Genomic DNA, 25,943 nt, shown 5'->3' with positions numbered 1-25,943 from the left:
CTGTAGTGGTAGTGACTATTGGTGTGGACAATTTCCGGGGATAAGTAAAAAATCACCAATAGAATCATATTCTTGAATTGTTATTCGATTGTTTGAAAAGCTCTGGCGAGCCTGCTGACAAGGGCGTTGATTCCTGTGGACAGCTTCGCCTCTTGTACACAGGCGCGACCGCGCACGGGTTATCCACCGCTGCATACGGTAGCTGTTACCGCGACGGTCAACAAACCCCCGATCACGCCAGAGCGACTGAGGCGTCAGGGCTGGAGACGAATCGACGAAAAAATTGTCCACAGGCGAAAAATACGCCCCGGGATAACTCACGAGCGATGAAATCCGGGTCACGCCACCGTTTTTCCGGCTCCGACGATCTCGATCGCACGACGGCCAGAACCGGTCTGGACGAATCAATGAAAGGGAAGAGAGGGAGAGGGTGTAGGGGGTGGGCGGCACGGAGGAGATCCATCCGTGCCTGCTATTTGAGAAACCGATCGCTAGTGCTTGAGCACGCGGGAGAGGAACGCCTGGGTGCGCTCGTGGCGGGGCTGATCGAACAGCTGGTCGGGTGGACCTTGTTCGACGATCTGGCCGCCATGGACGAATACCACGCGATCGGCGACCTCGCGGGCGAAGCCCATCTCGTGGGTGACGATCATCATGGTCATGCCGTCGTTGACCAGTTCCCGCATGGCATCCAGCACTTCACCGATCATCTCCGGATCCAGCGCCGAGGTCGGCTCGTCGAACAGCATCAGACGAGGTTCCATGGCCAACGCCCGGGCCAGCGCCACGCGCTGTTGCTGCCCCCCGGAGAGTTGAGTCGGATGCTTGTCGGCCTGATCCGAGATGCCGACCCGCGCCAGCAGCCTGTCGGCGATGGCATCGGCCTGCCGCCGGGTCATGCCGCGGACCTTGCGGGGCGCCAGGGTGACGTTGTCGCGGATCGACAGGTGCGGGAACAGGTTGAACTGCTGGAACACCATGCCGACCTCGGTACGGACTGCCTGGAGCGACTTGCCGCTGGCGCCATTGGGCAGCAGCGTCTTGCCGTCGACCTCGATACGACCGGACTGGAAGGGCTCGAGGCCATTGACGCAGCGGATCAGCGTCGATTTTCCCGAGCCACTGGCGCCGATGATCACCACGACCTCGCCCTGGGCCACGCTCAGGTCGATGTCCTGCATCACGTGCAGACGGCCGAAGTGCTTGTTGACCCCTTCGAGACGCACGATCGGCGACGATCCGGACGATCGAGCGGTCGCTTGCCGGTTTGCGCTATCGTTCATCCCACTAACCCCTTGCGTTCGAGCAGACTCAGAGCCAACGACAGACTCAGGGTAATCGCCAGGTAGAGCAGGGCGATCATGAAATAGACCTCCAGCGCGGTGAAGGTATTGGCGATATAGACCTGACCCTGACGGACCAGCTCACCCACACCGATGACCGAGAACAGCGACGTGTCCTTGATGCTGACGATGCCCTGGTTGCCGAGCGCGGGAATCATCCGGCGCAGCGCCTGGGGCCAGATCACGTAGCGGAAGGTCTGGGGCGGGGAGAGCCCCAGCGACAGTCCGGCCTCGCGCTGGCCCCGTTCGATCGACTGCACGCCGCCGCGCACGATCTCGGAGATATAGGCGCCGGCGTTGAGGGCGATGGCCGCGATCCCGGCGGTCAGCGCGTCAATGGGGCCACCGAGTAGCGTCGGTAGGCCATAGAAGATGAACAGGACCTGGACCAGCACCGGGGTGCCGCGAAACACCTCCACGTAGACCACGGCGGGCCAGCGTATCCAGCGGGAAGGGCCGATTCGCATCAATCCGAAGACGATGCCGATGACGAAGCCGATGGCGAGGCCGGCGAAGGAGATGAGCAGGGTGTAGGGCAAGCCCTTGAGCAGGAACGGCAGCGAATCGATTGCCGCCTGCCAGTCGAACTGGAAGTTGAATTCCACGAGGTTCTCCGTTGGCAACGATGAGATCTCTCATCGCGTCACGACGAGAGATCTCCGGCCACTCTGGGAGTGGCATTCTCCACAAACCATCCGGGGGCCGACGCCAGTGGCGCGGCCCTAGGTCAGGCGGGCGAGGTCACTCGGATTCCGGTGCTTCGCCGAACCACTTCTTGTGGATCTCGTCGTAGGTGCCGTCCTCGTGCATGGCCTCGAGAGCCTCATTGGCCGGCTCGACCCAGTCGCTCCCCTTGGCGAAGGCGATACCGTACTGCTGGCCCTCGTAGAGCGGACCGACCGTCTTGACCTTGCCCTCGCCCTTGGTCTGGGCGAAATAGCCCACGTTGGGCGCGTCGTAGAAGACCGCATCGGCGCTGCCGCCCATCAGGGCCATGTACATGTCGGAGCTGCCCGGATAGGGCGTGATCTCGGCGCTATCGCCCAGTTTCTCCTGCAGGTAGTCGTAGCTGGTGGAGCCGATCTTGGTGGCGATGCGCTTGCCTTCCAGGTCGTCCAGCGAGCCGACGTCGCTGCCATCGGCAACCAGGATGCGCAGGCCGGAGTCGTAGTAAGGATCGCTGAAATCGACGATCTGCTGGCGCTCGTCGGTGATGGTGATGCCGGCGATGGCCAGATCGACGTTGCCGGTTTGCACGGCGGGGATGATGCCGTTGAAATCCATGGTGTTGAGATCGACGTCGAAACCTGCGCGATCGGCGATCTCGTGAAGGATGTCCATATCGAAACCGACCATCTCGCCGCTCTCCTGATCCATCATCTCGAATGGGACGAAGCTGGGGTCGGTGACGGCCTTGAGCGTGGTGTCCTGAGCCGAAGCCAGACCGGAAACGCTCAGGGAGAGTGCGACGGCGGGGATGGCGAGCCAGTGGCTCGGCGTCATGTTGTTTTTCATAAGTTCCTCAAGTCATTGTTCGATCGGGACAATCGATGACTACCTTGAGGAAGATTGTTACTGAAGGTCAAGTCGACCTAGGCCGCAGCCAGGGACGATGGACCGTTCGTCACTGCCGCTTCAGACGGAAAACGAGGCCCCGCAGCCGCAGGTGGACTGGGCGTTGGGGTTCTTGATGACGAATCGGGCGCCAGCGAGCCCCTCTTCGAAATCCACCGTCGAACCCACCAGATACTGGTAGGAGAGAGGATCCACCACCAGGCTGACGTCGCCGTTGTCGATGACGGTATCGTCCTCGGCCGTCTTGTCGCCGAGATCGAATCCATACTGGAACCCCGAACAGCCTCCGCCCGTGACATAGACCCGCAGCTTCAGCTCGGGGTTGTTCTCTTCGGCGACTAGGGCTCTGACTCGCCTGGCGGCGGCATCGGTGAAGAACATCGGGGTTGGAGCGAAGGACTCCACTGTACTCATCGTCACGCTCCCGTTGGTGCCGGCCGTGACCGGGCTGTCGATAATGACGTAGGGCGGCGGGGCCGCCATCACACCTCCATTATCGTTAATACCGAGTAAAAGGGTCAACTTTAGTGTCGAGGGCACTCACCGCCGACCATCAAGGATCGGTGTATGATGTCAGTTACGTAACGCTCGCACGATGTGACCGCCCACCCTGGCAGGTATCGCGCACCAAAGACGAGCGATCGAGATCGGGCAAGGAGGAGAGTTTGTCACGCGTGCCGCGGTTCGTCCCACGACGTCCCAGCCTCGAACGTTTCCGACGCCAGTTGGCGAGCGTCGATGCCATGCCCCAACTCTGCCTGCTGGGGATTTTCGCCGGCATTCTGACGGGTTCCGTGATGGTCGTTTTCCGACTGTTGCTGGAGTTCGGCGCCCTGTTGTTCATGCCCGGTGACGATCCGGAAGCCTTCGAGACGCTGCCGCCGACGTTTCGCGCGGTGCTGCCGCTGATCGCGGTCACCTTGATCGGACTCTGGCTGTGGCCGCAGCCTAGCCGGGCGCTGAAGATGGGGATCGGCCATGTCATCGAGCGCCTCGCCTATCACCAGGGCAAGATGCCGCTGCGCAACTGGATCAACCAGTGGTGGGTCGGGGTGATCTCGGTCATCGGCGGGCTGTCGGCCGGCCGCGAGGGGCCGGCGATCCACCTCGGCTCCGCGGCCTCGAGCTGGATCGGCTCGCGGCTGCGGCTGCCGCACAACAGCCTGCGCGTGCTGGTGGCCTGCGGCACCGCAGCGGGCATTTCCGCGTCGTTCAACACGCCCATCGCCGGCGTCATCTTCGCCATGGAAGTGGTGATGATGGAGTACACCATCGCCGGCTTCATGCCGGTGATACTCGCCGCCACCATGGGCGCGCTGGTGTCGTGGGCGGTCTACGGCTCGGAGCCGGCGTTCAGCGTGCCGCCGCTGCAGCTCAATTCGTTGCTGGATCTGCCCTGGATCGTGCTGACCGCGCTGGTCGTCGGTTTGCTGGCCGGTGGCTTCGTGCGCCTGGCCCAGGGGCATCCATCGATCTCCCGGGTACCCTTCGCCCTGCGGCTGGCTGCCATCGGTCTGCTCACCGGAGCCGTGGCATGGTGGTACCCGCAGGTGCAGGGAATCGGCTACGACAGTCTCGAGCAGATGCTCAACGGGCCGATGGCGCTGGACGTGCTGCTGGTGCTGGCGGTGGTCAAGCTGGCGCTGACCGGACTCTGCATGGCGGGTGGCGTGCCGGTGGGCGTGATCGGGCCGATGCTGGTTTCCGGTGCAGCGGTCGGCGCGGTGATGGGCATGGTCGGCGGGGCGCTGCTGCCGAGCGTGGTCACCACGCCCAATCTCTACGCGGTACTGGGCATGGCGGCGATGATGGCGGCGGCGCTCCAGGCCCCGCTGGCAGCCCTGTTGGCGCTGCTGGAACTGACCCGCAACTCATCGATCATGCTGCCGGGCATGCTGGCGGTAGTGGTCGCCGTTCTCACCGCACGCCAGCTCTGCCGCTGTCAGGGATTCTTCCTCTCCAGCCTGACCCAGCAGGGGCTCCATCCGCTGCAGCAGCCGTTGATGCAGGCGTTGTCGCGGGTTGCCGTACCGGCGGTGATGGAGCGCAATCTGGTCCGTACGCCGAGAGTCATCGATCATGACAGGGCCAAGGCGCTGCTCGATTCCAAGCCGACCTGGCTGGTGATCGTCCAGGACAACAAGGACAAGCCGCCACTGGCGATGAAGGCTGCTCACCTGGCGCGGGTGCTGCACGATGAGGAGTGGCTCGCGGAGCACGAGCGTATCGATCTCGAGGAGGTGCCGGGGCAGCGTCTCGATCTGGCGCCGGTTCACCTGGAGGCGACGCTCTCCGAGGCTTACGACACGCTCAACGAATCCGGTGTCGACGCGCTCTATGTCGAGCACACCACGGCGCCGATGATTCGCAAGATTTCCGGTATCATCACTCGCGAGGCGATCGAGAACTATTATCGACGTAAACGTTGATAGGATGAACGCGCCTGGTGTCGAGACTCAGGACACACCGAAGCGATCGATGAGGAGAGCTCCCATGCGAGAGATGAATGGCCATCTCGCCACACGCTCCCTGGCGGTGACGAGCGTCCCGGGGGGGACGTCATGATTCGCTACGAAGACAAGCCCGTGGTCATGGTGCTGGCGGGCCACGATCCCAGCGGCGGCGCGGGACTGGTCGCGGATGCCGAGGCCGTGCGCGGCTGCGGTGGCTGGCCGGTGACCGTGCCCACCGCCATGACCGTCCAGTCGACCCGCGACGTGGTCAGCGTCGAATCGTGCAGCGGCGATTTCATTCGTCGTGCGGCCCGGGTGCTGTTCGACGACTTCCGTATCGCGGCGATCAAGGTGGGGTTGATCCCCGATCTCGAGGTGCTGGAAGCGGTGATCGACGTCGCCCGGATGAGCCCCGGCACGCCGCTGATCGTCGATCCGGTCCTGCGCAGCGGCCGCGGTTCCGAATTATCCACACCCGCTCTGATCGAGCCGATTCGCCATCGCCTGCTACCCCTTGTGGATATCCTGACACCCAACCGTCGCGAACTGGCGCTGCTCTCCACGATCGACGACGCCGATGAAGTGGCTCGGGTGGTCGAGGTGATGTCGCTGGGCTGTGCCGCGGTGCTGGTGACCGGTACCGATCCCCTGGGGCAGGAGTCGACGCAGGCCCACGTGGTTCACACCTTGCATACGCCCGAACTCAACCGACAGTGGCAGTGGCCGCGCCTGCCCGCCGACTATCACGGCTCCGGCTGCACGCTGGCGTCGGCGTTGGCGACCCGGCTGGCCGCCGGCGAGGGGCTCGCAGCGGCCTGCGCCCAGGCGCAGCGGTTCACCTGGGATACGCTGGACAACGGTCTGGCGCTGGGTCAGGGCCAGTATCTACCGGACCGGGTCTGGCGTGCGCCGGACTTCGATGCCACGCTGGAGTGATGATGTCGACGCGCCCGCCTTCATCGACCCTGAATGGACTCTACGCGATCACCGACAGCCAGCTGTTGCCGGACGATCGCACGCTGCTCACGGCCTGCGAATCGGCGCTGAGCGAGGGGATCGCGTTGCTGCAGTACCGTGACAAGTCCGCGGATACCGCGCGGCGTTGGCGGCAGGGCGATGCCTTGGCCGCACTGTGCGAGCGCCATGCGGTGCCGCTGATCGTCAACGACGATCTGGAACTGGCGCTGCGACTGCAGCAGCGCTGGGGGGATATCGTCGGACTGCACGTCGGTCAGGACGACGTCTCGCTGGCAACCGCCAGGCAACGGCTGGGCGACCGAGCCATCGTCGGTGCCACCTGCCATGACTCCCCGGTCCTGGCGCGCCAGGCAGCCGAGTCCGGTGCCAGCTATCTGGCGTTCGGACGCTTCTTCGCCTCGCGCACCAAGCCGGAGGCCGCGCCGGCGTCGCTATCGATACTCGAGGAGGTGGCTCATCTGGGGTTGCCCCGGGTCGCCATCGGTGGCATCGACGCTCGCACCGCCCCCGAGGCACGACAGGCCGGTGCCGAGCTCCTGGCTGTGGTCCATGCCGTCTTCGGTAGGCCGGATATCGCGCGGGCGGTGCGCGAACTCAAACTCCAGATGGGCGATGGCGCTTCGCCGAATACCAGGATCGGCCGTCATTCTGTAATCGATCAACGCTAGAGAGAACACCATGACCACATCCGCCGAGCTCTTCGAGCGTGCCTGCCGCCACATTCCCGGCGGCGTAAACTCTCCGGTAAGAGCCTTCAAGGGCATGTCCCAGCCGCCGGTCTTCATCGAGCGCGCTCAGGGAGCCTATCTGTTCGACGTCGAGGGCAAGCGTTATATCGACTACGTGGGCTCCTGGGGGCCGATGATCACCGGACATGCCGATCCCGAGGTGCTCAACGCCGTCCGCGAACGGCTCGACAGCGGGCTCTCGTTCGGGACGCCGACCGCGATCGAGACCACCATGGCCGACCTGATCTGCGAGATCATTCCCTCCATCGACATGGTGCGCATGGTCAACTCCGGCACCGAGGCGACCATGTCGGCGATCCGGCTGGCGCGGGGATATACCGGCCGCGACAAGATCGTCAAGTTCGAGGGCAACTACCATGGCCACTCGGACTCGCTGCTGGTGAAAGCCGGTTCCGGTGCCTTGACCCACGGCGAGCCCAGTTCGCCCGGCGTGCCGGCGTCACTGGCCGAGCACACCCTGACGCTCTCTTACAATGACATCGAAGCCGTGCACGAATGCTTCGAGGCCATGGGCGAACAGATCGCCTGCATCATCGTCGAGCCGGTGGCCGGCAACATGAACTGCATACCGCCGCAGCCCGGTTTCCTGGAAGCCCTGCGCGAGGTGTGCGACAGCCACGGCAGCGTATTGATCTTCGATGAGGTGATGACCGGTTTCCGGGTGGCCCTGGGCGGTGCCCAGGCGCACTACGGAATCACGCCGGATCTGACCTGCCTCGGCAAGATCGTCGGCGGTGGCATGCCGGTCGGCGCCTTCGGTGGCAAGCGCGACATAATGGAACAGATATCGCCGCTGGGTCCGGTCTATCAGGCCGGTACGCTATCGGGGAATCCGCTGGCGATGGCGGCCGGTATCACCCTGCTCGAGAAAGTCCGCCAGCCGGGCTTCCACGAGGCGCTGTCCACCCGGGTCGAGACGCTCTGCGACGGGCTCGAGACACGTGCCCGCGATGCCGGTATCGAGATGATCACCCAGCGTGCCGGCGGCATGTTCGGCCTGTTCTTCACCGCCCAACAGCGGGTCGACAATTTTGGCCAGACCATGGCGTGCGATGCCCAGGCGTTCCGCGACTTCTTCTCGCACATGCTCGAGTCCGGCGTCTACCTGGCACCCTCGGCATTCGAAGCCGGGTTCATGTCTAGCGCTCACACCCATGACCATATTCAGACGACCTTGATGGCCAGCGAGCGTGCCTTCGCCGCCATGCGTCAACAATGAGTCACGAACGCCACTGACAGGGAGACGACGCATGAGCCGAACGCTGATACAGGCGCTCAAGGAGAGTGATTGTTTCGATCATCCGATCGGCGCCGTCGAAGTGTTCGAAACCCCCATCTCCTGGGTGGTATCGACCGGCGATTACGCCTACAAGATCAAGAAGTCGCTGGATTACGGCAGTTTTCTCGATTTCTCGACGCTGGAGAAGCGCCGGCGCCTCTGCGAGCAGGAGGTCGCGCTGAATCGTCGCGTGGCGCCGGCGCTCTACCTTGGCTGCGTGGCCATCTCGGGCACCGAGGAGGCACCCCGGGTCAACGACGACAGCGCGCCGATCGAGTACGCGGTCAAGATGCGTCAGTTCAGCACCCGCCATCTGCTGAGCTCGCTGCAGGCCAGCGGAGAGCTGTCGGCGGAGTTGATCGACGATCTCATCGACCAGTTGGTGGCGCTTCACGAATCCGCTCCCAGCGCCTCGGGGGACAATCCTTTGGGGTCGCCGCCGAGCATTCACGAGATGCTGGTCGGCGAGTTCGACGTGATCGAGCCGCTGCTGGAATCGCCTGGCGATCGCGAGCAGCTAGCCAACGTCAAGACGTTGACGCTCGAGAGCTTCGCGCGTCTGGAACCCATTCTGGCATCGCGCTGGAGAGAGGGCTTCATTCGCGAGAGCCATGGTGACATCCATCTCGGCAATGCGGTGCGGTTCGAGGGCAAGGCGATCCTGTTCAACGGCATCGAGTTCAACGATCGTCTGCGCTGGTGCGACGTGGCCTGCGAGCTCGCCTTCCTGATCATGGATCTGGAAGCCCGTGGCGAGCGGGAGTTCGCCCATTATGCGCTCAACCGGTACCTCGAGCTGTCCGGCGACTACCAGGCGGTACGGCTGCTCAACTTCTACAAGCGCTATCGAGCCCTGCTCAGAGCCCGGATCGAACTGGTGCGGGACCACGATGCCGGGGTGATGGACGATCTGCCCGGTGGCGAGCCGATAGAGGTCTTCCGCCGTTATCTGACGATGGCCCAGGAGTACAGCGAATTCCGCTTTCCCTACCTGATCCTGGCGGTCGGCGTCTCCGGCAGTGGCAAGAGCCGGTTCACCGAGGAGATCGTGCGACGGCTGGGCGGGGTGCGGATACGCTCCGATGTCGAGCGCAAGCGGCTTTTCGACTTCACCGCGGCACCCGACGATGCGAAAGCCGTCTACAGCGAGACAGCGACCGACCAGACCTATCGTCGCCTGGCCGAACTGACGGGCACGGTACTCGAAGCCGGATTGCCGGCTTGCATCGATGCCACCTGCCTGCTGCTGGAACAGCGCAAGCGGCTACGTTTCGAAGCCGAGAAGCGTGGTCTGCCGGTACTGATCGTCAGTTTCGAGGCCGACCGGGCGACCTTGCGGGCCCGTATCGTCAAACGCGCCAGGCGTAGCGGAGAGCCGTCCGAGCGGAGTCTTTCGATTCTGGAGCGTCAACTTCAGCGTTTCGAGCCATTCGCGAGTGACGAGACGACCCACCTGGTGCATCTCGATACCACCGCGCCGGATGCCAACCTGACGCTAGCTTCTCTGATCCAGGAGCGGATGCGGCTAAACTGAGAGGGCCGGGAAGCCGTGTTTCACTGGCTTCCCGGCTGAGTGACTGGCGGTTACCTGGCGGCTTCAGCGACGCCCGTTGGCATAGCGCGAGGCCATGACCGGAATCGTCCCCAGGTTCTGTCGTGCCCAGTTGGTCGCCTGGATGCGGTTGTGAACGTTGATCTTGCGGAAGAGGTTGTAGAGGTGCGACTTGACCGTATGCTCGCTCACGAACAGCTTTTCCGCGATCTCCGTATTGCTCGCACCGGAAACCAGCAGCGTGACGATCTCCAGTTCCCTTCGTGTCAGACCGCACACGGGCCGGTAGGTGTTGACCTGCTGGCGACGATAGAAGTCGATCAACATCGCCGAGAGTGGCCGGGAGATCCAGAGCTCTCCGCCGAGAAGCTTGATGATCCCCTTGCAGATGAGCTCGAGGCTGTCCTGGCGATAGAAGACGCCGCGGAGGTGGATGCCGATCAGCAGCTCCATGACCTGCTTGTTGTCGCGGACATTGAAAGCCGACAGGATGATGGCATCGCTCTCTTCGGCTCTGGTGTTCCAGGCCAGCAGGTCTTTCTCCTGGACGTGATCTCCATCCAGTAGTACGAGCACTCTGCTGCCTTCGGGTACCGGGAAACGATCCTGGGGACTGAGTGCCGAGACTCGGCAACCCGTTTTCTGGTGTATGTAATCCAGAAATAGTACGGACTGTGAATTACAATCTGTAACAAGAACGATGTCGGTGTGTTCGGTGTTCATGGTCTGATCCCTTCGAAGGATTTTAATTAGTGTTTTACGCTTTTTCGCTGTGACCCTTGGCTGAGCAACCTACTGCGGCTCCGTGATTGTTGGAGCTCAATAGTGTTAATAAAACCCATGCGTTGTAAATATAGGGTATTGAGGTTTTCAAAAATTGACACGAAGGCGGCAATTAAGCGGCGCTTAATTTCTCTAATTAAATGATTTTAATCAATGGCTTATCTGCCATATTTCCACAAACTTTTTAAAAAACAATGTTTCCTTTTCGAGAAAAAACACGCTCGCGCTCACGAGGACCCGGAAGCCTCGGCAGGCGAATTACTGAGGTTTCTCATCCCGATATGATGAGTGACTGATGGCTTCCCGGCCCAGGTATCCTATGCCTCGAATGCCACGCCCCGTAGAATGAACGTTTTGTCAGGAAGCCCCTCCATGAACCCGTCCATAGAGAATCTGGTCGTCGCCAGTGGCAACCCGGGAAAGCTGGTTGAATTTCAACAGCTTCTCGCTCCCTTGGGACTGCAGGTCCAGCCGCAGTCGGACTTCGGCGTCAACGACGTCGAGGAGACCGGATTGACGTTCGTCGAAAATGCCATCCTCAAGGCGCGGGCCGCCGCCCGTGCCAGTGGCCTGCCGGCGCTGGCCGACGACTCCGGTCTGGCGGTCGATGCCCTCGCCGGTGCGCCAGGCATCTACTCGGCGCGCTATGCCGGGGACACCGGAAGCGGCGAGTCCCGGGACAGCGCCAACAACGCCAAGCTGCTGGAGGCGCTCAAGGAGATCCCCGAAGGGGAACGAACGGCACGATACTGGTGCGTGCTGGTCTACCTGCGCCATGCGGATGACCCGGTACCGCTGATCGTCCAGTGCGACTGGCCTGGCGATATCCTGGCCTACCCGCGTGGCGAGGGGGGGTTCGGTTACGATCCGCTGTTCTGGGTTCCCGAACGGGGCATGAGCGTCGCCGAGCTGAGCGCCGAGGAGAAGAATCGGCTGAGCCACCGGGGACGAGCGCTGCAGGCATTGCTGGCGCAGCTCAGGGAATCGGAAAAGCACCGGGAATGATGGATCTACCACCGCTGGCGCTATACATCCACGTACCCTGGTGCGTGCGCAAGTGCCCCTATTGCGACTTCAATTCGCACGGCGTGGGTCGAGGCGCCGAGCTGCCGGAACGTCGGTACGTCGACGCCTTGCTGGCCGATCTCGAGCAGGAGCTGGTGGCGGTGCAGGGTCGCGAGATCGTCAGCATCTTCATCGGCGGAGGGACGCCGAGCCTGTTCTCCCCCGCGGCCTACCAGCGGCTGTTCGACGGTCTGCGTCAGCGTCTCGTCTTTGCCCCGGACATCGAGATCACGCTGGAGGCCAACCCGGGGACGGTGGAGCAGGCGCGCTTCGAGGGATATCGGCGCGCGGGGATCAATCGGCTCTCCATCGGCGTCCAGAGTTTTGCCGCCGATCAACTCGAGGCACTGGGACGCATCCACAGCGGCGGGGAAGCGAAGCGCGCGATGTCCAGCGCCCGGGAGGCGGGCTTCGACAACGTCAATCTCGATCTGATGCACGGTCTGCCGGGGCAGACGCTGGCGACCGCGCTGGGGGATATCGAGCAGGCGTTGGCGCTGGAGCCGACACATCTGTCCTGGTACCAACTGACACTGGAACCCAACACCGAATTCTTCTCCCATCCGCCGCCGCTGCCCGATGAGGAGAGGCTCTGGGATATCCAGGATGCGGGGCATGATCTGCTCGAGTCGGCCGGCTTCTCGCGCTACGAGATTTCCGCCTACGCCCGACCCGGGCGACAGGCGCGTCACAATCTCAACTACTGGCGCTTCGGCGACTATCTGGGTATCGGTGCCGGGGCCCACGGCAAGTTGTCCTCTATCGACCCGGCGGGGCAGTGGCGGATCGAGCGGCGCTGGAAGACTCGGCAGCCGGAAGCCTATCTGCGCCGCATGAACGACCCGCGAGGATTCGTGGCGGGAAGTCAGCACGTGGATGGTCAGGCATTGCCGCTGGAATTCCTGATGAACGCCCTGCGCCTGACCGAAGGCGTCGATGCCGAGGATTGGGAAAACCATACCGGGCGACCGCTGTCTGAACTGACGCCTCGCCTGGACGCGGCGCGACACAAGGGTCTGCTGACGACTTCGCCATCACGTCTGCAAGCGACCCCGCAAGGCCTGTTATTCTTGAACGATCTGCTCGCGCTGTTCGACGAGGAGGCTTAGCTCTCCCCGCCGGCGAAGGCCGGGCAGTGATGGATTCATCGTCACGCACCTCACGACAGGGGGAAGCGTGACGGTCGGCAAGCAAGGAGCTCTCCAAGCATGAAGATGATGAAAAAGACGTTCTGGTTGTCCATTCCGGTTGCCGTGGCGGTCGGGGTGGCAGGCTGCGCCTCCAACGGTGCCGACACCCAGCAGCAGCAAGGCGGCGGCAACTCCAATACCTGGGGTGGTGCTGGCATCGGTGCGGTGGCGGGTGCCGTCGTCGGGGCGCTCACCGGTGATGGCGGCAGCAGCACGCGGGACCGTGCCTTGATCGGTGCGGCAGCGGGCGCGGCGATCGGCAGTGGCGTCGGTGCTTACATGGATTCCCAGGAGAAGGAACTGCGCAATCGCCTGGACGGCACGGGCATCGGTGTCGAGCGTAACGGCAATGACCTGATCCTCAACATGCCGAGCAGCGTGACGTTCGAAGTCGATTCCAGCGACCTTCAGACACCGGCCCGGCAGGCCCTCAACGACGTCAACGCGGTGCTGCGTTCCTACCCGGAAACCCGGATCAACGTGGCCGGCTACACCGACAGCACCGGCTCGGACAGCTACAACCAGAAGCTTTCCGAGCGCCGCGCGCAGTCGGTGGCGACCTATCTCGAGCAGGGTGGTGTCGAAGCCGGTCGGATCAATGCAGTCGGCTACGGCGAGAAAAACCCGATCGCCAGCAACGAGACCGATGCCGGGCGCGCCCAGAATCGTCGCGTCGAAATCACTTTGACGCCGACCCGGCAGTCCTGAGACGACCCGCCGTCACGAGACGGTCGACGTATCGATCTCGAATCCGGGCGTGGCCAAGTGCCGCGCCCTTTTTGATGGACAGACGCACATGCTTGCCTACCAGCACGCCTATCACGCCGGCAATTTTGCCGATGTTCACAAGCACCTCGGCCTGAGGCGACTCATCTCGGCGATGACGCGAAAATCCTCCGCCATCAGCTTCGTCGATACCCATGCGGGCCGCGGTCTCTACCCGTTGGCTGCGGCAGAAACGCAGAAGCTCGGCGAGTTTCGCGACGGTGTCGAGCGACTGTGGCAGAAGCGTCGCAGTTTTGCCGTCGAGTCGCCCGTCGGAGAGTGGCTGGCCTCGTTGGCGACACTGCAGTCCGGGACCGAACTGAGTCGCTACCCCGGCTCTCCCTGGTGGCTGGGTTCGATGCTGCGCCCCCAGGACCGGCTGACGCTGTTCGAGCTGCACCCGGGCGAGCACCGCCACCTGTCGGATCAGACGGTATCGCCCCACGCCGGCGTGCAGCGCCGACACGCGGATGGCCTCAAGGGGCTGGTCAAGCTGGTGCCGGTCTCCACGCCGCGGCTGTGCGTGCTGGTCGATCCCAGCTACGAGAAAAAAGATGAGTACGAAGAGGTCGCCGAAACGCTGATCCAGGTCGTGCGAAAGGTGCGGCATGCGGTAGTGTTGATCTGGTATCCGCTGCTGCCGGCCGGACGCCATCGACTGCTGCTGGACACGCTGCGACAGGCCGGCATACCCAAGCTGTGGCGCAGCGAGTTGAAAATCCGTGAGCCGGCTGCCGAGCGTGGCATGTACGGCAGCGGGCTGCTGATGCTCAATCCGCCCTGGCAGCTCGACATCGAGCTCGACCAGGCCTTCACCACGCTGGCATCGGTACTGGCCGATGACGCCAGGCACCAGGGCCAATGGTGGACCGGCGAGGCGTGACGGCGCCGCCCGGCGCCGTCATCCTGCTGCTTTCGTAACCCGTCAGACCAGGTCGTTGGTCGGGTTGGATGGGCTTTCGGTGCCTTCGGGTTCCTGGCCCTGGATGGCGGCGATGAATTCGTCGCCCCAGCGTCGGATGTCGTTGTACTCGACGATGTCGTTCAACTGGCGCAGGCGTGCCTCCGCCTCCGCGCGAGGCAGGTTGAGCCCCAGGTAGCAGGTTCGAGCGAGATCGTGGAGGTCGTGGGGGTTGGTCAGGATCGCGCCCTTCAACTCCGCTGCCGCGCCGGCGAATTCCGACAGCACCAGCACGCCGCAGCCCTGGGTCATGCCTTGAGTGGCGGCGAACTCCTTGGCGACCAGATTGAGGCCGTCACGCAGCGGTGTTATCCACATCACGTCGGCCATGGCGTACCAGGCGACGACCTCCTCGAACGGGAACCCGCGGAAGTAGAATTGAACCGGCGTCCAGCCGACATCGGCGAACCGGCCGTTGATATGACCGATGGTCTGCTCGATCTGGGTCTGGAGCTCGTTGTAGATGGTCATCTCGCGGGCGGCGGGCACGCAGATGCTGACCAGGGTGACCTTGCCGCGCAGCTCGGGGTTCTCGTCGAGCAGGAGTTCATAGGCCTGGAGCTTCTCGAGAATGCCCTTGGTGTAATCGAGCCGTTCGACCGACAGGATCAGTTTGACGCCCTCGAACTCCTGGCGCAGTTCGGCCATGCGCGAACTGGCACCCTCCTGGTCGAGCGCATTCCTGATCCGGTTGAGATCCAGTCCCACCGGATGCGCGCCGAGCCTCACCACCCGAGAGCCGGTATCGACCGCCGTGGTCATGGTCTCGAGTCCCACCGCGCAGCCGTAGGTCAGGAATCGCGGCGCGCAGCTCTGGCGGGACAGCGTGGTCAGCGGGACGACGCCGCGGGCGACATCGACGAAGTTCTCGACCTGGCGCGGGATGTGAAAGGCGACATAGTCGCACTGCAGCAGGCTGCCGATGATCTCGCGGCGCCATGGCAGCACGTTGAAGACATCCGCCGAAGGGAAATAGGTGTGGTGGAAGAAGGCGATGCGCAGATCCGGGCGCATCTCGCGAAGATAGGCCGGCACCATCCACAGGTTGTAGTCGTGAATCCAGATCAGTGCATTCTCGGCGGCCTCTTCGGCGGTGCGTTCGGCGAAAGCGCGGTTCACCTCGCAGTAGACTTCCCAGTCGTCCTCGCGGAAGTGCGCGCGCTCCCAGAAGGTGTGCAAGGTCGGCCAGAACGCCTCCTTGGAGAAGCGTTTGTAGAAAGTGTCGACCTGCACCTTGGTCAGCGGAACGCGGGCAGCCGTCAGCAGCGGATACTGCTTGGCATCGACGCTGGTGTGGGTGACGAATTTCTCTTCGTCCTCCTCCTCGTAGATCGACCACGCGATCCACGAACCGCGCTGGTCGGCGAAGAAGCTCAGCAGCGTCGGGATGATGCCGTTGGGCGAGGTCGGACGGCGGCGCTGGATCTTGCCATCGACCCGATACTCTTCGTAAGGCAGGCGGTGGTAGACCATCACCAGCTCGGCCTTGCCGGTCTGGGTTTCGTCGCGACGGTTCTCCGCCGCCACGCCATGGGCACCGAGAAAGCCGAAGTGGGCAAACGCTTCGATGATGCCGGCACAGCCGGTGTTCTCGGCGTGCATCACCCGCGTCTGGTTCTGGGTCTGCTCGAGCAGCTTGGGTTCGGATCCCCCGACGCAGACAGATTTGAAACCGGCGGTGAGCATGGCGAGGTCGTTCATGGTATCGCCGGCCACCAGCACTTCTTCCTCGTCGATTTCGAGCCATTCGACCAGTTTCTGCAGGCTACTGCCCTTGTTGACCCCTTTTGGCAGGAAGTCGAGATAGCGCTCGGCCGAGTAGAGCATCTCGCAGTCCAGTTCCCGGGCGAGGGCGACCAGGGCCTCGTCCGTGGCGCGCTCGGGCGGGCAGTAGTAGGAACAGCGTCGCAGCTGCGGTTCGTCCTGGCGCACCACATCGGGAAAGCGCTGCATGGCGCTGGCGATCCGGGATTCGCCGGGCCAGCGGGAATCGATCTCGTTCTGCAGCGGCTGGATCGGCTGCAGGCTGTCACCCAGATAGAGGCTGGCGCCGACATCGGCGACGATATAGTCCGGCTGAGGCAGCGTCGGGTCGGACAGCAGCGGCAGGATCGCTTCCAGACTGCGGCCACTGATGTAGGCGAGCTTGATGTCCGGATGCGCGGCGATGGTCTGGTAAAGGCTCAGGCGGGCTTCGGAGTCGCCGCCCAGAAAGGTGCCGTCGAGATCGGTTGCAAGTAGCATGTTTTCCTCCTGTCCGGCCTCAAGGGACCGGAACGATTTTCCCTGCGCGAGCGGCTCATGCGTTCGTCGAGTGGCTGTGGCGCAGAGGCCGTTGCCGTTTCGGCGCAGCCGTGCATGAAACGGCGACAGCCCCTGGGTTCGGGATCAGGCCTTGCCGGCCATCTCGACGATTCGCTGGCGTTCGTGCTCTTCGTAGAAACTGGGGTCGGCGAACAGATCCCTCTGCACGTCGTCGTACATCATCTCCAGGGCTTGGCTGCTGGTGGGTGTCATGGGTTCGAAATGGGCCGTATCACCGCTGACCAGCACCGAGACGCGACGTCGGCGGTAGATGGCGTAGCCAGCGAGCATCGCCAGGACGGCGGCGATGTAGAACGGTAATCCCTGGTTGCCGACGTTATGCATGATCACTCCGGCCAGAATCGGGGCGACGGCACTGCCGGCACCTTGTACGACCAGCATATCAGCTGAACCGGCGACGATTTCGTCGGGATGCAACTGATCGACCAACTGGGCCACGGCAATCGGGTAGATCGAGAACGATAGACCGCCCCAGACGAAATATAGTCCGAGCAGCGTCATCTGGTTGGGGGCGAACGGCATGGCGATCGCCGCGACGGCGGCCAGAATCACGACGTAGGTCATGACCCGGGGGCGGTCGTGAGTATCGGAAAATCGACCGATGGGTATCTGCAGCAGTGCGCCGCCGAGAATGGCGCAACTCATCACCACGCCGACCCCGGCCACGTCGAAGCCGACGCCGCGCGCATACACCGGTGTCATCGTCCAGAAAGCTCCCATCGCCAGCCCGGACATCATCGAGGCGGCAACGGCCAGCGGTGCGAATTTCAGCAGCGCCTTGAGGCTGCTTTTCGGGCGAGCACTCATGACCGGCTGGCTGCGTTTGGTGATCGTGATCGGCAATAGCGCCCAACTGATCAGGATCGACGCCAGCGCGAACAGCAGGAAGCCGTCCGGGGTATCCAGGCGCAGGATCTGCTGGGCGATGGCCAGCGCCCCCAGGTTGACCACCATGTAGATCGCAAAGACCCGCCCTCGCTGGTGGCTGGAGGCCTGGCTGTTCAACCAGCTCTCGATCACCGTCATCAGGGTGATGAAGGAGAGGCCGTAGATCACCCTGAGACCCAGCCAGACCCAGGGGTTGATGAAGATCAGGTGAAGCAGCGCGGACGAGGCGCAGAGGCCGGCACAGAACGCGAAGGTACGGATGTGGCCCATGCGTTTGATCAGCCGGCCGCTGATCCAGGTACCGCCAATGAAGCCGATGAAGTAACCGGACATGATGATCCCGATCAGGCTGGTCGAGAATCCCTCATCGGCGCCACGCAGTGTCAACAGGGTGTTGATCAGGCCATTGCCGAGCAGCAGTAGCGCTACGCTCCCCAACAACGCCCGAATGGGTCGCAGTAACGACCACATAGCCTTCTCCTTGCCATCGCTCGATTCAATCCATGCAGTAAGCGTGCCGAAGGGGATGGAGATCGCAAAAATCGCCTTTATTATAAGATGATATTATTGACTCGTGGTCGTAACCATAGCCGATGTTATTCGGTGCCGTGCACTCGCAGGGTGCATATCGGCTGACCCGATTCAGCTTAGCAGCTGTAAGTGAAACTGCCGTGTTACGTCAGGGAACGCGTCGCAACCAGGCCTCGCTCGAGAACTTGTCGTTGGCCAGGGCATGTGCCCGTTCCAGCTCGCCCTCGGTGAGAGACGTTGGCATCAGGGTAAAGCGTGCGGCGAACGAGTCGATCATGCGCTGGATGATCGTCTCGCGCTCGAGCCCGGTCTGGCGCCTGAGGGGATCGACGCGCTTGCCGGCACTGGCGGTGCCCTTGTCGGAGAGTTTCTCGCGCCCGATCCGCAGCACGCGGGTCAGTTTGTCGGCGTCGATGTCGTAGGCCATGGTGACGTGATGGAGCACGGCGCCATTGATGCGCTTCTGCGCGGCGCCGGCGATCTTGCCGCCCGGGGAAGTGATGTCGTTGATCGGCACGTACCAGGCCTTGATGCCCATGTCGCCCAGGGCCTGGATCACCCAGTCGTCGAGAAAGGCGTAGCTTTCGACGAAGGTCAGCCCCTGGACGAGGGTTTCCGGCACGATCAGCGACCAGGTGATGGTGTTGCCCGGCTCGACGAACATGGCGCCGCCGCCGCTGATGCGCCTGACCACCTCGATGCCCTCGGCCGCCGCCGCATCGCTGTCGACCTCGTTGGCCAGCGACTGGAACACGCCGATGATGATGGCGGCGCGATCCCACTCCCAGACCCGCAGCGTCGGGCCGCGGCGGCCTTCGGCCACCTCGCGGGTCAGCACTTCGTCCAGCGCCATGTGCAGCAGCGGTGGCTCCGGCGCGCGGTGGATCAGGCCGAACTGGTGGTCCCGCCAATCCGAGGTCCGGGAGAGCGCGCGTCGTATCACGGTGGCGATGGCCGGCACGGAGAGTCCGATCATCTCGGTCTGCGGTGGCAGCGCGGCTCGAATCGTCGCGATCAGGGTGTTGGCGTCGGCATCGACCGATGCGCCCTCGAGGGCGCGGTCGATTGCTTCCAGCGCGTCGTCGGGCTCGAGGAAGAAATCCCCGGACAGCTGTACCGATGCCAGTCGCCCGTCGCGGACCGTGACATCCGCCACCAGCAGTTTCCCGCCCGGTACCTTGTATTCGCCGTGGTAAGTCCCTGCGTCACCGTTGACCGCTTCCGACATCGTCTCGCCTCGCCCTGAACGTTCGCACTGCCGCCAGTATAGCGCTCGCTGGCGCGGGAGAATGTCGCTCAGAGATAGAGAGTCCCCTCGCCGATGATGACGGATTCGCCTTCGATATGAATGATGTCTCCGTGGGTCCCATGTTCGACCTGGCCGTAGATATGGCTTGGGCGATCCATCTCGACGCCCTGTATCACGTGCCAGTCCAGCGTTCGATCGAAGGACTCCTGGCGGGAGAGATAACCGATCAGAGGCGCTGCGGCGCTACCCGTGGCGGGATCTTCGGGAATCCCCATCGAGGGTGCGAACATGCGTGTGCGCAGCTGCCGTGCCGACTGGCGAACATAGAGATAGAGATCGCGGTCAGCGGGATTCGGGAACACGGCTTGAAGTCGGGCGCCGTTGACCTGGGCCTGGCGGAGACTGTCGAGGTCGGCTATCTCGATCAAATTGTATCGTATCCCGCAGGACGCCGCCACGGGTCGTGAGGCAATGGCGCTCGTCGGCAGGCCGAGTGATTCTGCTGCCATCTCGATCGTGAGAGGAGACTCGGTGATCTTGAGCGGCATCGCCGTGGTCAGGCGCGCACGGTTGCCCATGAAGCGGATTGGCACATCACCAACGCCTTCCCTCAACAGCAGGGGGCGCTCACCATCGTGCCACCCCAGCGCTCTCAGCAAGCAAGCGGTACCCACGGTGGGGTGTCCTGCAAAAGGAATTTCTCCCCCGGGAGTGAATATCCGAATGCTGACGTTATCGATCTGCTGGCGATCGGTAATGAATACGGTTTCCGAAAGATTGAGTTCCTTGGCGATGCGCTTCATGGCATCGCCATCCAGGTCGGCAGCATCGGGGAATACCGCCAGTGGATTGCCGGCGAAAGGGGTATCGGTGAAGACATCCAGCAGAAGGTAGCGATGGGGCTGGCGTTTTCCGACCGGCATCTGAGTTCGTAACGCTTGGCTCATGTCCTCTCCTTGTCGTGGATGAACCTCTTCTCGGGGTTGGAGACTAGCGCCAGAAGGCTTGACGTACCTCTCTATCGACCTGAGCTCGCGTCAATCCGATATCCGCCAGCTGCCGCGCATCCAGTTGGGCCAATTGCTGGCGGGTACGCCAGCGCATCCAGGGCCCGGGGCGGTAGACGCCTCGGGTGTCCTGGGTGCAGGGCTTCTGACTTGTGCTCGACGCGGCTCTCCAGCGGAAGAAAGCCGGAGACAGCGGAGAAAACAGGGCAAGGCGCATGGGACGACTCCCGGTATCTGAATGAGGGGTCCAGATTAAGGCGAGGGAGGTAGTGCCATACAGATCCAGAAAAATGCTATATAAAAGATACAGAAGCCCGATGAAGCCATCTGTATGCCCGACTTTGGCCTCATCTGTATCGTGAAGTGACGGCAACGAGCATACACAATGAGGTCATAGTCTCCGGAGGTCCCATGCATCGCTACGAACGACTGGCCGATCATCTGCGCGAGCGTATCCAGCAGGGCTATTACCGGCCCGCCGACCGGTTGCCCTCGGTGCGCGCCCTGGCACAGGCACATGGGGTCAGCCTCTCTACCGTGCAGCACGCCTACCACCAGTTGGAAGACGCCCAACTGATCGAGGCGCGGCCCAAGTCGGGCTATTTCGTCTCGCTACAGCGGGAGCGGCCGCTGCCGCCACCGGCCGGACGAACGGCGCAGCGGCCAGTGGAAGTCTCGCAGTGGGAACAGGTGCGCGAGGGCACCTGCGTGCTGCCGGACGCCAGCATGCACAACCTGGGCCGAGGGATGCCGGACATCGATGCGCCGACGCTCAAGCCGCTGCTCCGGGCGCTGTCCCGTGTCATCCGGCGCCAGGATCTGATCGGGCTCAACTACGATACGCTGCACGGGCGCCCCGAACTGCGTGAACAGATCGCGCGCCTCGCGGTCGGCCACGGCTGCCGGCTGCACCCCGACGACATCGTGGTCACCACCGGCTGTCACGAGGCGATCTCGATCGCCATGCGTGCGGTGTGCGAACCCGGCGGCATCATCGCGGTGGATTCGCCGAGCTTCTATGGCGCCCTGCAGTCGATTCGCGCCTACGGCATGAAGGCGATGGAGATTCCCACCGACCCCGAAACCGGGATCAGCCTGGAGGCGCTGGAGCTGGCCCTGGAGCAGTGGCCGATTCGTGCCATCCAGGTGACGCCGACCTGCAACAACCCGCTCGGTTATACGCTGTCGCTCGAGCGCAAGCGGGCGCTCTATGCCCTGGCGCAGCGCTTCGACGTGGCGATCATCGAAGACGACGTCTATGGCGATCTCAGCTACGCCTTCCCACGCCCGGCGACGATCAAGTCCTTCGACGAGGAGGGGCGGGTGCTGCTGTGCAGTTCGTTTTCCAAGACCCTGGCCCCGGGGCTGCGCCTCGGCTGGATCGCGCCCGGCCGCTATCACGAGCGGGCGCTGCACATGAAGTACGTCGGTACCGGCGCTACCGCCACCCACGGCCAGATGGCGGTGGCCGAGTTCATCCGCGAGGGGCACCACGATCCCCACCTGCGCCGGATGCGAGCCCAGTATCAGCGCAACCGCAATCTGATGCTGGACGTGATCGCCGACGCCTTTCCGGCCTCGACCCGGGTCAGCTATCCGGCCGGGGGCTTCATGCTATGGCTGCAGTGCGAGGGCGATATCGACACCGTCGCGCTCAACGAGCGGCTGATGGCGGAGGAGATTCGTATCGCCCCCGGCGTGATGTTCTCCGCCACCGGCAAGTATCGCCACTGCCTGCGCCTCAACCACGCCGTGTTCGATGCCGCGATCGCCCGGGCGGTGGCGCGGGTAGGTGAGATGGTGGGCGAGCCGGCGAGCGAGGGGTGCCGGCCCAGGCGTCTGGCCTGAGGCACTGGCGAAAATCCCGGTAAGCCTATTCGGCTCACAAGATGAGCCGTATATCACCTCTAATCGGCTCACTTGCCGTGTTACTTGCCGATGCAGAAGCTGCCGAAGATCTCGCCGAGCAGATCGTCGGCGGTGAACTCGCCGGTGATCTCGTTGAGCGACTGCTGGGCGTCGCGCAGGTCCTCGGCGAGCAGCTCGCCGGCGGCGGCGCCCTCGAGCTGGGCCGTGCCGCTGGCCAGTGCCTGGGCCGCTCGGTCGAGCGCATCGAGATGACGGCGGCGGGCGGAGAAGCGGCCTTCGGTGGTGGCATCGAATCCCATCACCGCCTTGAGGTGGGTCTTGAGGTTATCCACACCGGCGCCGGTCTCCGCCGATATCCGGATCACCGGAGGCGTTGTGGATAGGTCGAAATCGCTGCCCTCGCCGCTCTCGTCGATCTTGTTGCGCACCAGCGTCAGCCGCTCGGGGTGGGGCAGGCGGGCGACGAACTCGGGCCAGATCGCCTGAGGGTCGGTCTCTTGCGTGGTGCGGGCGTCGACCAGCAGCAGTACGCGGTCGGCCTTCTCGATCTCGGTCCAGGCGCGGGCGACGCCGATCTGCTCCACCGCATCCGGGGTGTCGCGCAGGCCGGCGGTGTCGATCACGTGCAGTGGCATGCCGTCGAGATGAATATGCTCGCGCAGCACGTCGCGAGTGGTGCCCTCGATCTCGGTGACGATGGCGCTGTCGCGCTCGGTGAGACGGTTGAGCAGGCTCGATTTGCCGGCGTTGGGTCGCCCGGCGATCACCACGCTCATGCCCTCGCGCATCAGTGCACCCTGGTTGGCGGCGGCACGGACGGTTTCCAGTGTCTGGCGCAGGGCTGCCAGCCTGGCGGCGACCACGCCGTCGGCGAGGAAGTCGATCTCCTCCTCGGGGAAGTCGATGGCGGCCTCGACGTAGAGACGCAGTTGAATCAGCTCGCTGACCAGTTGCGAGACGCGGCTGGAGAATTCGCCCTGCAGCGAGCGCAGCGCATTTTCCGCCGCGGCGCGGGAGCTGGCGTCGATCAGGTCGGCGATCGCCTCGGCCTGGGCCAGATCGAGCTTGTCGTTGAGGAAGGCGCGCTCGGAGAACTCGCCGGGCCGGGCCAGCCGCGCACCAAGCGCCACGCAGCGCTCCAGCAGCATGTCCATCAGTACCGGACCGCCATGGCCCTGGAGCTCGAGCACGTCCTCGCCGGTGAACGAGTTCGGGCCGGGGAAGTAGAGGGCGATGCCTTCGTCGATGACGCTACCCTCACCGTGGAACGGCCCGTAGTGGGCGTATCGCGGGGTCGGATGATGCCCGAGAATGCGCTCCGCCAGGGCCTCTGCCGACGGCCCCGAAATACGGATGATGCCGACGCCGCCGCGCCCAGGGGGCGTAGCCAGGGCCGCGATGGTGTCCTGGCGGTAAAGCGGCGCGTGGGCAGAGGGGGACGGCGCGTTCATGAGCTTCTCCGAGAATCGATATCGTAGCTGGCCTGGCGGGCATTGTCCGGGGGCTCTCGGTGGAATGCCAGTGCGGAAAAGCCAGAGCCTGAAACGCCAGACCCCCGCCGTGGCGGGGGTCTGGTGGTGCGGGGGAGAGCCGTGTCAGCCTTTGGCTTTCACGGCCTTGCCGTTGCCGGCATCCTCCTTGAGCACCTTGTTGGTGATGAACCACTGCTGCAGGATCGAGATCGAGTTGTTGACGATCCAGTAGATCACCAGACCGGCCGGGAACCACAGGAAGAAGAAGGTGAAGACCACCGGCAGCATCTTCATGATCTTCGCCTGCATCGGGTCTGGCGGGGTCGGGTTCAGGAACTGCTGCAGCAGCATGGTGGCGCCCATGATGATCGGCAGGATGAAGTAGGGGTCCTTGGCCGAGAGATCATGGATCCACAGGATGAAGGGCGCGTGGCGCAGCTCCACCGACTCCATCAGCATCCAGTAGAGCGCGATGAACACCGGCATCTGGATCACCATCGGCAGGCAGCCTCCCAGAGGATTGATCTTCTCCTTCTGGTAGAACTTCATCATCTCCTGCGACATCTTCTGGCGATCGTCGCCGTACTGCTCCTTGAGCCGCTTCATCTCCGGGCCCATCTTGCGCATCCGGGCCATCGACTTGTAGGCCTTGGCCGCCAGCGGGAAGAGCACGATCTTGACGCAGACGGTCAGCAGGACGATGGACCAGCCCCAGTTGCCGATTAGGCCATGGATCTTCTCCAGCAGCCAGAACAGCGGGTTGGCCAGGAACCAGAGCCAGCCGAAATCGACGGTCAGCTCCAGGTTCGGTGCCACCGCCTCGAGGCGATCCTGCACCTTCGGGCCGACGAACAGGGTGGCAGCGAGCGTCGCCTTCTGGCCGGGCTCGAGGGTCTGGTTGGGTCCGGCGAAGGCGGCGACGGTACGATCGCGATTGTCGACGCTGCCGTAATAGAGGTTCTGCTGGTCCGGGTTGGGCACCCAGGCGGAGGTGAAGTAGTGCTGGATCATCGCGACCCAGCCACCTTTCACGTCGCGGTTCTGGAAGTTGCCCTTACGGATGTCGTCGAAGTCGACCTTGCTGTACTTCTCGTCCGGCGAGGAGAACGCGGCGCCCAGGAACGAGTGCATGCCGACGCCCTGGCCGCTGGTCGGGTCGGCGCTCTGGTCGCGGGCGAGCTGGCCGATGAAGCGGGCGGTGACCGGCTGCTGGCTCTCGTTGTCGATCAGGTATTCGACCTTGATCGCGTAGCTGTCGCGGTCGATCACGAAGCGCTTGATGATATCGACGCCGTTGACGCTGCCATGCAGGTCGACGTTGATCGAGTCTTCACCTTGGCTGAGCTTGTAGCTGTTCTGGTCGGCGGTGAACGGGATCCGGCCGGAGTGGCCCTCGATCTGCAGCCCCGACTTGGCCACGTAGCTGCGCACGTTGTTGTCGCTGAGCAGAACGAAGGGGGTATCGGAGTCGAGCGCCTGGTCATGACCGAACAGCGCGGCGTAGACGATATCGCCGCCGTTGGGATTGATACGCAGGTCCAGCACGTCGCTCTGGACCTGGATCAGGTTGCTGCCTTTGGCCGGATCGGCGTCGGCGGGCATGTCGTCCTGAATCGGCTTGGCTTTACCGTTGCTGCCCGTCGGCGCGGACAGGGCGCTGCCCTCGCCGTCATTGCCGTTACCCGATGAGGCCGCCATCTCCGGCGCCGGGTTGTTCACGACGTGCTGACCGTAGTCCTGATTCCACTGCATGATCAGCAGGTAGGCCAGCACGGCCAACGGAATCACGAAAAGGAGTCGTTTCAAATCCATATAGGGGTCTGCCCGGTAAGGGAATGGGTCGGTGGGCGCCGGGCATCGGCGATCGACCGGCGAGGTTCGCCGGTGCTCCCCGGCCTTCGGCGCGGGG

The 25,943-nt window shown here is 63.5% G+C and carries 22 protein-coding genes; 10 read left to right on the top strand and 12 right to left on the bottom strand.

Annotated elements, in window-relative coordinates:
* Nucleotides 1–491 precede the first annotated feature (491 nt).
* The 4 genes from AAGT95_RS05585 to erpA all read right to left on the bottom strand — a co-directional run bounded on the left by AAGT95_RS05585 (nucleotide 492) and on the right by erpA (nucleotide 3,332).
* Nucleotides 492–1,283 (bottom strand): amino acid ABC transporter ATP-binding protein, encoded by a 792-nt coding sequence (locus AAGT95_RS05585; protein ID WP_342595807.1) that lies wholly within the window; start codon nucleotides 1,281–1,283, stop codon nucleotides 492–494.
* Nucleotides 1,280–1,948 (bottom strand): amino acid ABC transporter permease, encoded by a 669-nt coding sequence (locus tag AAGT95_RS05580; protein WP_110601654.1) that lies wholly within the window; start codon nucleotides 1,946–1,948, stop codon nucleotides 1,280–1,282. Before AAGT95_RS05580 ends, AAGT95_RS05585 begins: the two co-directional genes overlap by 4 nt.
* Nucleotides 1,949–2,084: 136 nt before the next feature.
* A complete protein-coding gene (locus AAGT95_RS05575; RefSeq protein WP_110602105.1) occupies nucleotides 2,085–2,846 on the bottom strand; it encodes a transporter substrate-binding domain-containing protein in 762 nt (253 codons plus the stop codon).
* A gap of 132 nt (nucleotides 2,847–2,978) precedes the next feature.
* Nucleotides 2,979–3,332: an iron-sulfur cluster insertion protein ErpA gene (gene erpA / locus AAGT95_RS05570; RefSeq protein ID WP_110602104.1), complete on the bottom strand. Its 354-nt coding sequence runs from the start codon at nucleotides 3,330–3,332 to the stop codon at nucleotides 2,979–2,981.
* A 260-nt stretch (nucleotides 3,333–3,592) separates the two neighbouring features.
* Between erpA and AAGT95_RS05565 the strand changes: the two genes are divergently transcribed.
* The 5 genes from AAGT95_RS05565 (at nucleotide 3,593) to AAGT95_RS05545 (ending at nucleotide 9,911) form a co-directional block, all read left to right on the top strand.
* Entirely contained in the window at nucleotides 3,593–5,347 is a 1,755-nt protein-coding gene (locus AAGT95_RS05565) for a chloride channel protein (protein WP_425356047.1), read from the top strand.
* A 132-nt stretch (nucleotides 5,348–5,479) separates the two neighbouring features.
* Entirely contained in the window at nucleotides 5,480–6,307 is an 828-nt protein-coding gene (gene thiD, locus AAGT95_RS05560; protein ID WP_110707378.1) for a bifunctional hydroxymethylpyrimidine kinase/phosphomethylpyrimidine kinase, read from the top strand.
* A 2-nt stretch (nucleotides 6,308–6,309) separates the two neighbouring features.
* Complete coding sequence (gene thiE / locus AAGT95_RS05555; RefSeq protein ID WP_110601651.1) at nucleotides 6,310–7,017, top strand: thiamine phosphate synthase; 708 nt, start codon at nucleotides 6,310–6,312, stop codon at nucleotides 7,015–7,017.
* A gap of 10 nt (nucleotides 7,018–7,027) precedes the next feature.
* The gene (hemL, locus tag AAGT95_RS05550) at nucleotides 7,028–8,317 is read left to right on the top strand and encodes a glutamate-1-semialdehyde 2,1-aminomutase (RefSeq protein ID WP_110707380.1); all 1,290 of its coding nucleotides are present in this window, start codon (nucleotides 7,028–7,030) and stop codon (nucleotides 8,315–8,317) included.
* Nucleotides 8,318–8,348: 31 nt separating this feature from the next.
* A complete protein-coding gene (locus AAGT95_RS05545; RefSeq protein WP_110601648.1) occupies nucleotides 8,349–9,911 on the top strand; it encodes an AAA family ATPase in 1,563 nt (520 codons plus the stop codon).
* A 63-nt stretch (nucleotides 9,912–9,974) separates the two neighbouring features.
* On the opposite strand, the gene AAGT95_RS05540 is transcribed toward AAGT95_RS05545, so the two are convergent.
* Nucleotides 9,975–10,652 (bottom strand): LuxR C-terminal-related transcriptional regulator, encoded by a 678-nt coding sequence (locus AAGT95_RS05540; RefSeq protein WP_110601647.1) that lies wholly within the window; start codon nucleotides 10,650–10,652, stop codon nucleotides 9,975–9,977.
* Nucleotides 10,653–11,084: 432 nt separating this feature from the next.
* Here AAGT95_RS05540 and rdgB point away from each other — a divergent pair, with 432 nt between their 5' ends.
* The 4 genes from rdgB to AAGT95_RS05520 all read left to right on the top strand — a co-directional run bounded on the left by rdgB (nucleotide 11,085) and on the right by AAGT95_RS05520 (nucleotide 14,615).
* On the top strand, nucleotides 11,085–11,717 hold the full coding sequence (gene rdgB / locus AAGT95_RS05535; RefSeq protein WP_110601646.1) for an RdgB/HAM1 family non-canonical purine NTP pyrophosphatase: 633 nt from the start codon (nucleotides 11,085–11,087) through the stop codon (nucleotides 11,715–11,717).
* Entirely contained in the window at nucleotides 11,714–12,886 is a 1,173-nt protein-coding gene (hemW, locus tag AAGT95_RS05530) for a radical SAM family heme chaperone HemW (RefSeq protein ID WP_342595806.1), read from the top strand. The genes rdgB and hemW overlap by 4 nt, the downstream gene beginning before the upstream one ends.
* A gap of 108 nt (nucleotides 12,887–12,994) precedes the next feature.
* Nucleotides 12,995–13,675, top strand: coding sequence for an OmpA family protein (locus tag AAGT95_RS05525; RefSeq protein ID WP_110602101.1), 681 nt, complete (start codon nucleotides 12,995–12,997; stop codon nucleotides 13,673–13,675).
* A gap of 88 nt (nucleotides 13,676–13,763) precedes the next feature.
* Complete coding sequence (locus tag AAGT95_RS05520) at nucleotides 13,764–14,615, top strand: 23S rRNA (adenine(2030)-N(6))-methyltransferase RlmJ (protein ID WP_342595805.1); 852 nt, start codon at nucleotides 13,764–13,766, stop codon at nucleotides 14,613–14,615.
* A 42-nt stretch (nucleotides 14,616–14,657) separates the two neighbouring features.
* Here the strand turns inward: AAGT95_RS05520 and ggpS are convergent, their stop codons facing one another.
* The 5 genes from ggpS to AAGT95_RS05495 all read right to left on the bottom strand — a co-directional run bounded on the left by ggpS (nucleotide 14,658) and on the right by AAGT95_RS05495 (nucleotide 20,910).
* Nucleotides 14,658–16,937, bottom strand: a complete 2,280-nt coding sequence (gene ggpS, locus AAGT95_RS05515) for a glucosylglycerol-phosphate synthase (protein ID WP_342595804.1) — start codon at nucleotides 16,935–16,937, stop codon at nucleotides 14,658–14,660.
* Between the two features lie 144 nt (nucleotides 16,938–17,081).
* A complete protein-coding gene (locus tag AAGT95_RS05510; RefSeq protein ID WP_342595803.1) occupies nucleotides 17,082–18,377 on the bottom strand; it encodes an MFS transporter in 1,296 nt (431 codons plus the stop codon).
* Nucleotides 18,378–18,585: 208 nt separating this feature from the next.
* Nucleotides 18,586–19,665, bottom strand: coding sequence for a lipoate--protein ligase family protein (locus AAGT95_RS05505; RefSeq protein WP_110601638.1), 1,080 nt, complete (start codon nucleotides 19,663–19,665; stop codon nucleotides 18,586–18,588).
* A 68-nt stretch (nucleotides 19,666–19,733) separates the two neighbouring features.
* On the bottom strand, nucleotides 19,734–20,633 hold the full coding sequence (locus AAGT95_RS05500; RefSeq protein ID WP_342595802.1) for a PhzF family phenazine biosynthesis protein: 900 nt from the start codon (nucleotides 20,631–20,633) through the stop codon (nucleotides 19,734–19,736).
* A 43-nt stretch (nucleotides 20,634–20,676) separates the two neighbouring features.
* The gene (locus AAGT95_RS05495; RefSeq protein ID WP_342595801.1) at nucleotides 20,677–20,910 is read right to left on the bottom strand and encodes a DUF1127 domain-containing protein; all 234 of its coding nucleotides are present in this window, start codon (nucleotides 20,908–20,910) and stop codon (nucleotides 20,677–20,679) included.
* Nucleotides 20,911–21,104: 194 nt separating this feature from the next.
* Between AAGT95_RS05495 and AAGT95_RS05490 the strand changes: the two genes are divergently transcribed.
* Nucleotides 21,105–22,541, top strand: a complete 1,437-nt coding sequence (locus AAGT95_RS05490; RefSeq protein ID WP_342595800.1) for a PLP-dependent aminotransferase family protein — start codon at nucleotides 21,105–21,107, stop codon at nucleotides 22,539–22,541.
* 80 nt (nucleotides 22,542–22,621) lie between these two features.
* Here the strand turns inward: AAGT95_RS05490 and mnmE are convergent, their stop codons facing one another.
* Both mnmE and yidC read right to left on the bottom strand, forming a co-directional pair.
* The gene (gene mnmE, locus AAGT95_RS05485) at nucleotides 22,622–24,013 is read right to left on the bottom strand and encodes a tRNA uridine-5-carboxymethylaminomethyl(34) synthesis GTPase MnmE (protein ID WP_110601634.1); all 1,392 of its coding nucleotides are present in this window, start codon (nucleotides 24,011–24,013) and stop codon (nucleotides 22,622–22,624) included.
* A gap of 144 nt (nucleotides 24,014–24,157) precedes the next feature.
* A complete protein-coding gene (gene yidC / locus AAGT95_RS05480; RefSeq protein WP_110601633.1) occupies nucleotides 24,158–25,846 on the bottom strand; it encodes a membrane protein insertase YidC in 1,689 nt (562 codons plus the stop codon).
* Nucleotides 25,847–25,943: the final 97 nt, after the last annotated feature.

The sequence above is a fragment of the Salinicola lusitanus genome (assembly GCF_038648475.1).
Taxonomy (GTDB): domain Bacteria; phylum Pseudomonadota; class Gammaproteobacteria; order Pseudomonadales; family Halomonadaceae; genus Salinicola; species Salinicola lusitanus.
The sequence above is the reverse complement of the archived record's forward strand: the minus strand, read 5'-3'. Positions and strand labels throughout refer to the sequence as shown.

What these genes read in the sequence shown, in the direction of transcription:
- AAGT95_RS05585 (WP_342595807.1), bottom strand. Translation starts at nt 1,283, where the DNA reads ATGAACGATAGCGCAAACCGGCAAGCGACCGCTCGATCGTCCGGATCG.
- AAGT95_RS05575 (WP_110602105.1), bottom strand. Translation starts at nt 2,846, where the DNA reads ATGACGCCGAGCCACTGGCTCGCCATCCCCGCCGTCGCACTCTCCCTG.
- erpA (WP_110602104.1), bottom strand. Translation starts at nt 3,332, where the DNA reads ATGAGTACAGTGGAGTCCTTCGCTCCAACCCCGATGTTCTTCACCGAT.
- thiD (WP_110707378.1), top strand. Translation starts at nt 5,480, where the DNA reads ATGATTCGCTACGAAGACAAGCCCGTGGTCATGGTGCTGGCGGGCCAC.
- thiE (WP_110601651.1), top strand. Translation starts at nt 6,310, where the DNA reads ATGTCGACGCGCCCGCCTTCATCGACCCTGAATGGACTCTACGCGATC.
- hemL (WP_110707380.1), top strand. Translation starts at nt 7,028, where the DNA reads ATGACCACATCCGCCGAGCTCTTCGAGCGTGCCTGCCGCCACATTCCC.
- AAGT95_RS05545 (WP_110601648.1), top strand. Translation starts at nt 8,349, where the DNA reads ATGAGCCGAACGCTGATACAGGCGCTCAAGGAGAGTGATTGTTTCGAT.
- AAGT95_RS05540 (WP_110601647.1), bottom strand. Translation starts at nt 10,652, where the DNA reads ATGAACACCGAACACACCGACATCGTTCTTGTTACAGATTGTAATTCA.
- rdgB (WP_110601646.1), top strand. Translation starts at nt 11,085, where the DNA reads ATGAACCCGTCCATAGAGAATCTGGTCGTCGCCAGTGGCAACCCGGGA.
- hemW (WP_342595806.1), top strand. Translation starts at nt 11,714, where the DNA reads ATGATGGATCTACCACCGCTGGCGCTATACATCCACGTACCCTGGTGC.
- AAGT95_RS05525 (WP_110602101.1), top strand. Translation starts at nt 12,995, where the DNA reads ATGAAAAAGACGTTCTGGTTGTCCATTCCGGTTGCCGTGGCGGTCGGG.
- AAGT95_RS05520 (WP_342595805.1), top strand. Translation starts at nt 13,764, where the DNA reads ATGCTTGCCTACCAGCACGCCTATCACGCCGGCAATTTTGCCGATGTT.
- ggpS (WP_342595804.1), bottom strand. Translation starts at nt 16,937, where the DNA reads ATGCTACTTGCAACCGATCTCGACGGCACCTTTCTGGGCGGCGACTCC.
- AAGT95_RS05510 (WP_342595803.1), bottom strand. Translation starts at nt 18,377, where the DNA reads ATGTGGTCGTTACTGCGACCCATTCGGGCGTTGTTGGGGAGCGTAGCG.
- AAGT95_RS05505 (WP_110601638.1), bottom strand. Translation starts at nt 19,665, where the DNA reads ATGTCGGAAGCGGTCAACGGTGACGCAGGGACTTACCACGGCGAATAC.
- AAGT95_RS05500 (WP_342595802.1), bottom strand. Translation starts at nt 20,633, where the DNA reads ATGAGCCAAGCGTTACGAACTCAGATGCCGGTCGGAAAACGCCAGCCC.
- AAGT95_RS05495 (WP_342595801.1), bottom strand. Translation starts at nt 20,910, where the DNA reads ATGCGCCTTGCCCTGTTTTCTCCGCTGTCTCCGGCTTTCTTCCGCTGG.
- AAGT95_RS05490 (WP_342595800.1), top strand. Translation starts at nt 21,105, where the DNA reads ATGCATCGCTACGAACGACTGGCCGATCATCTGCGCGAGCGTATCCAG.
- mnmE (WP_110601634.1), bottom strand. Translation starts at nt 24,013, where the DNA reads ATGAACGCGCCGTCCCCCTCTGCCCACGCGCCGCTTTACCGCCAGGAC.
- yidC (WP_110601633.1), bottom strand. Translation starts at nt 25,846, where the DNA reads ATGGATTTGAAACGACTCCTTTTCGTGATTCCGTTGGCCGTGCTGGCC.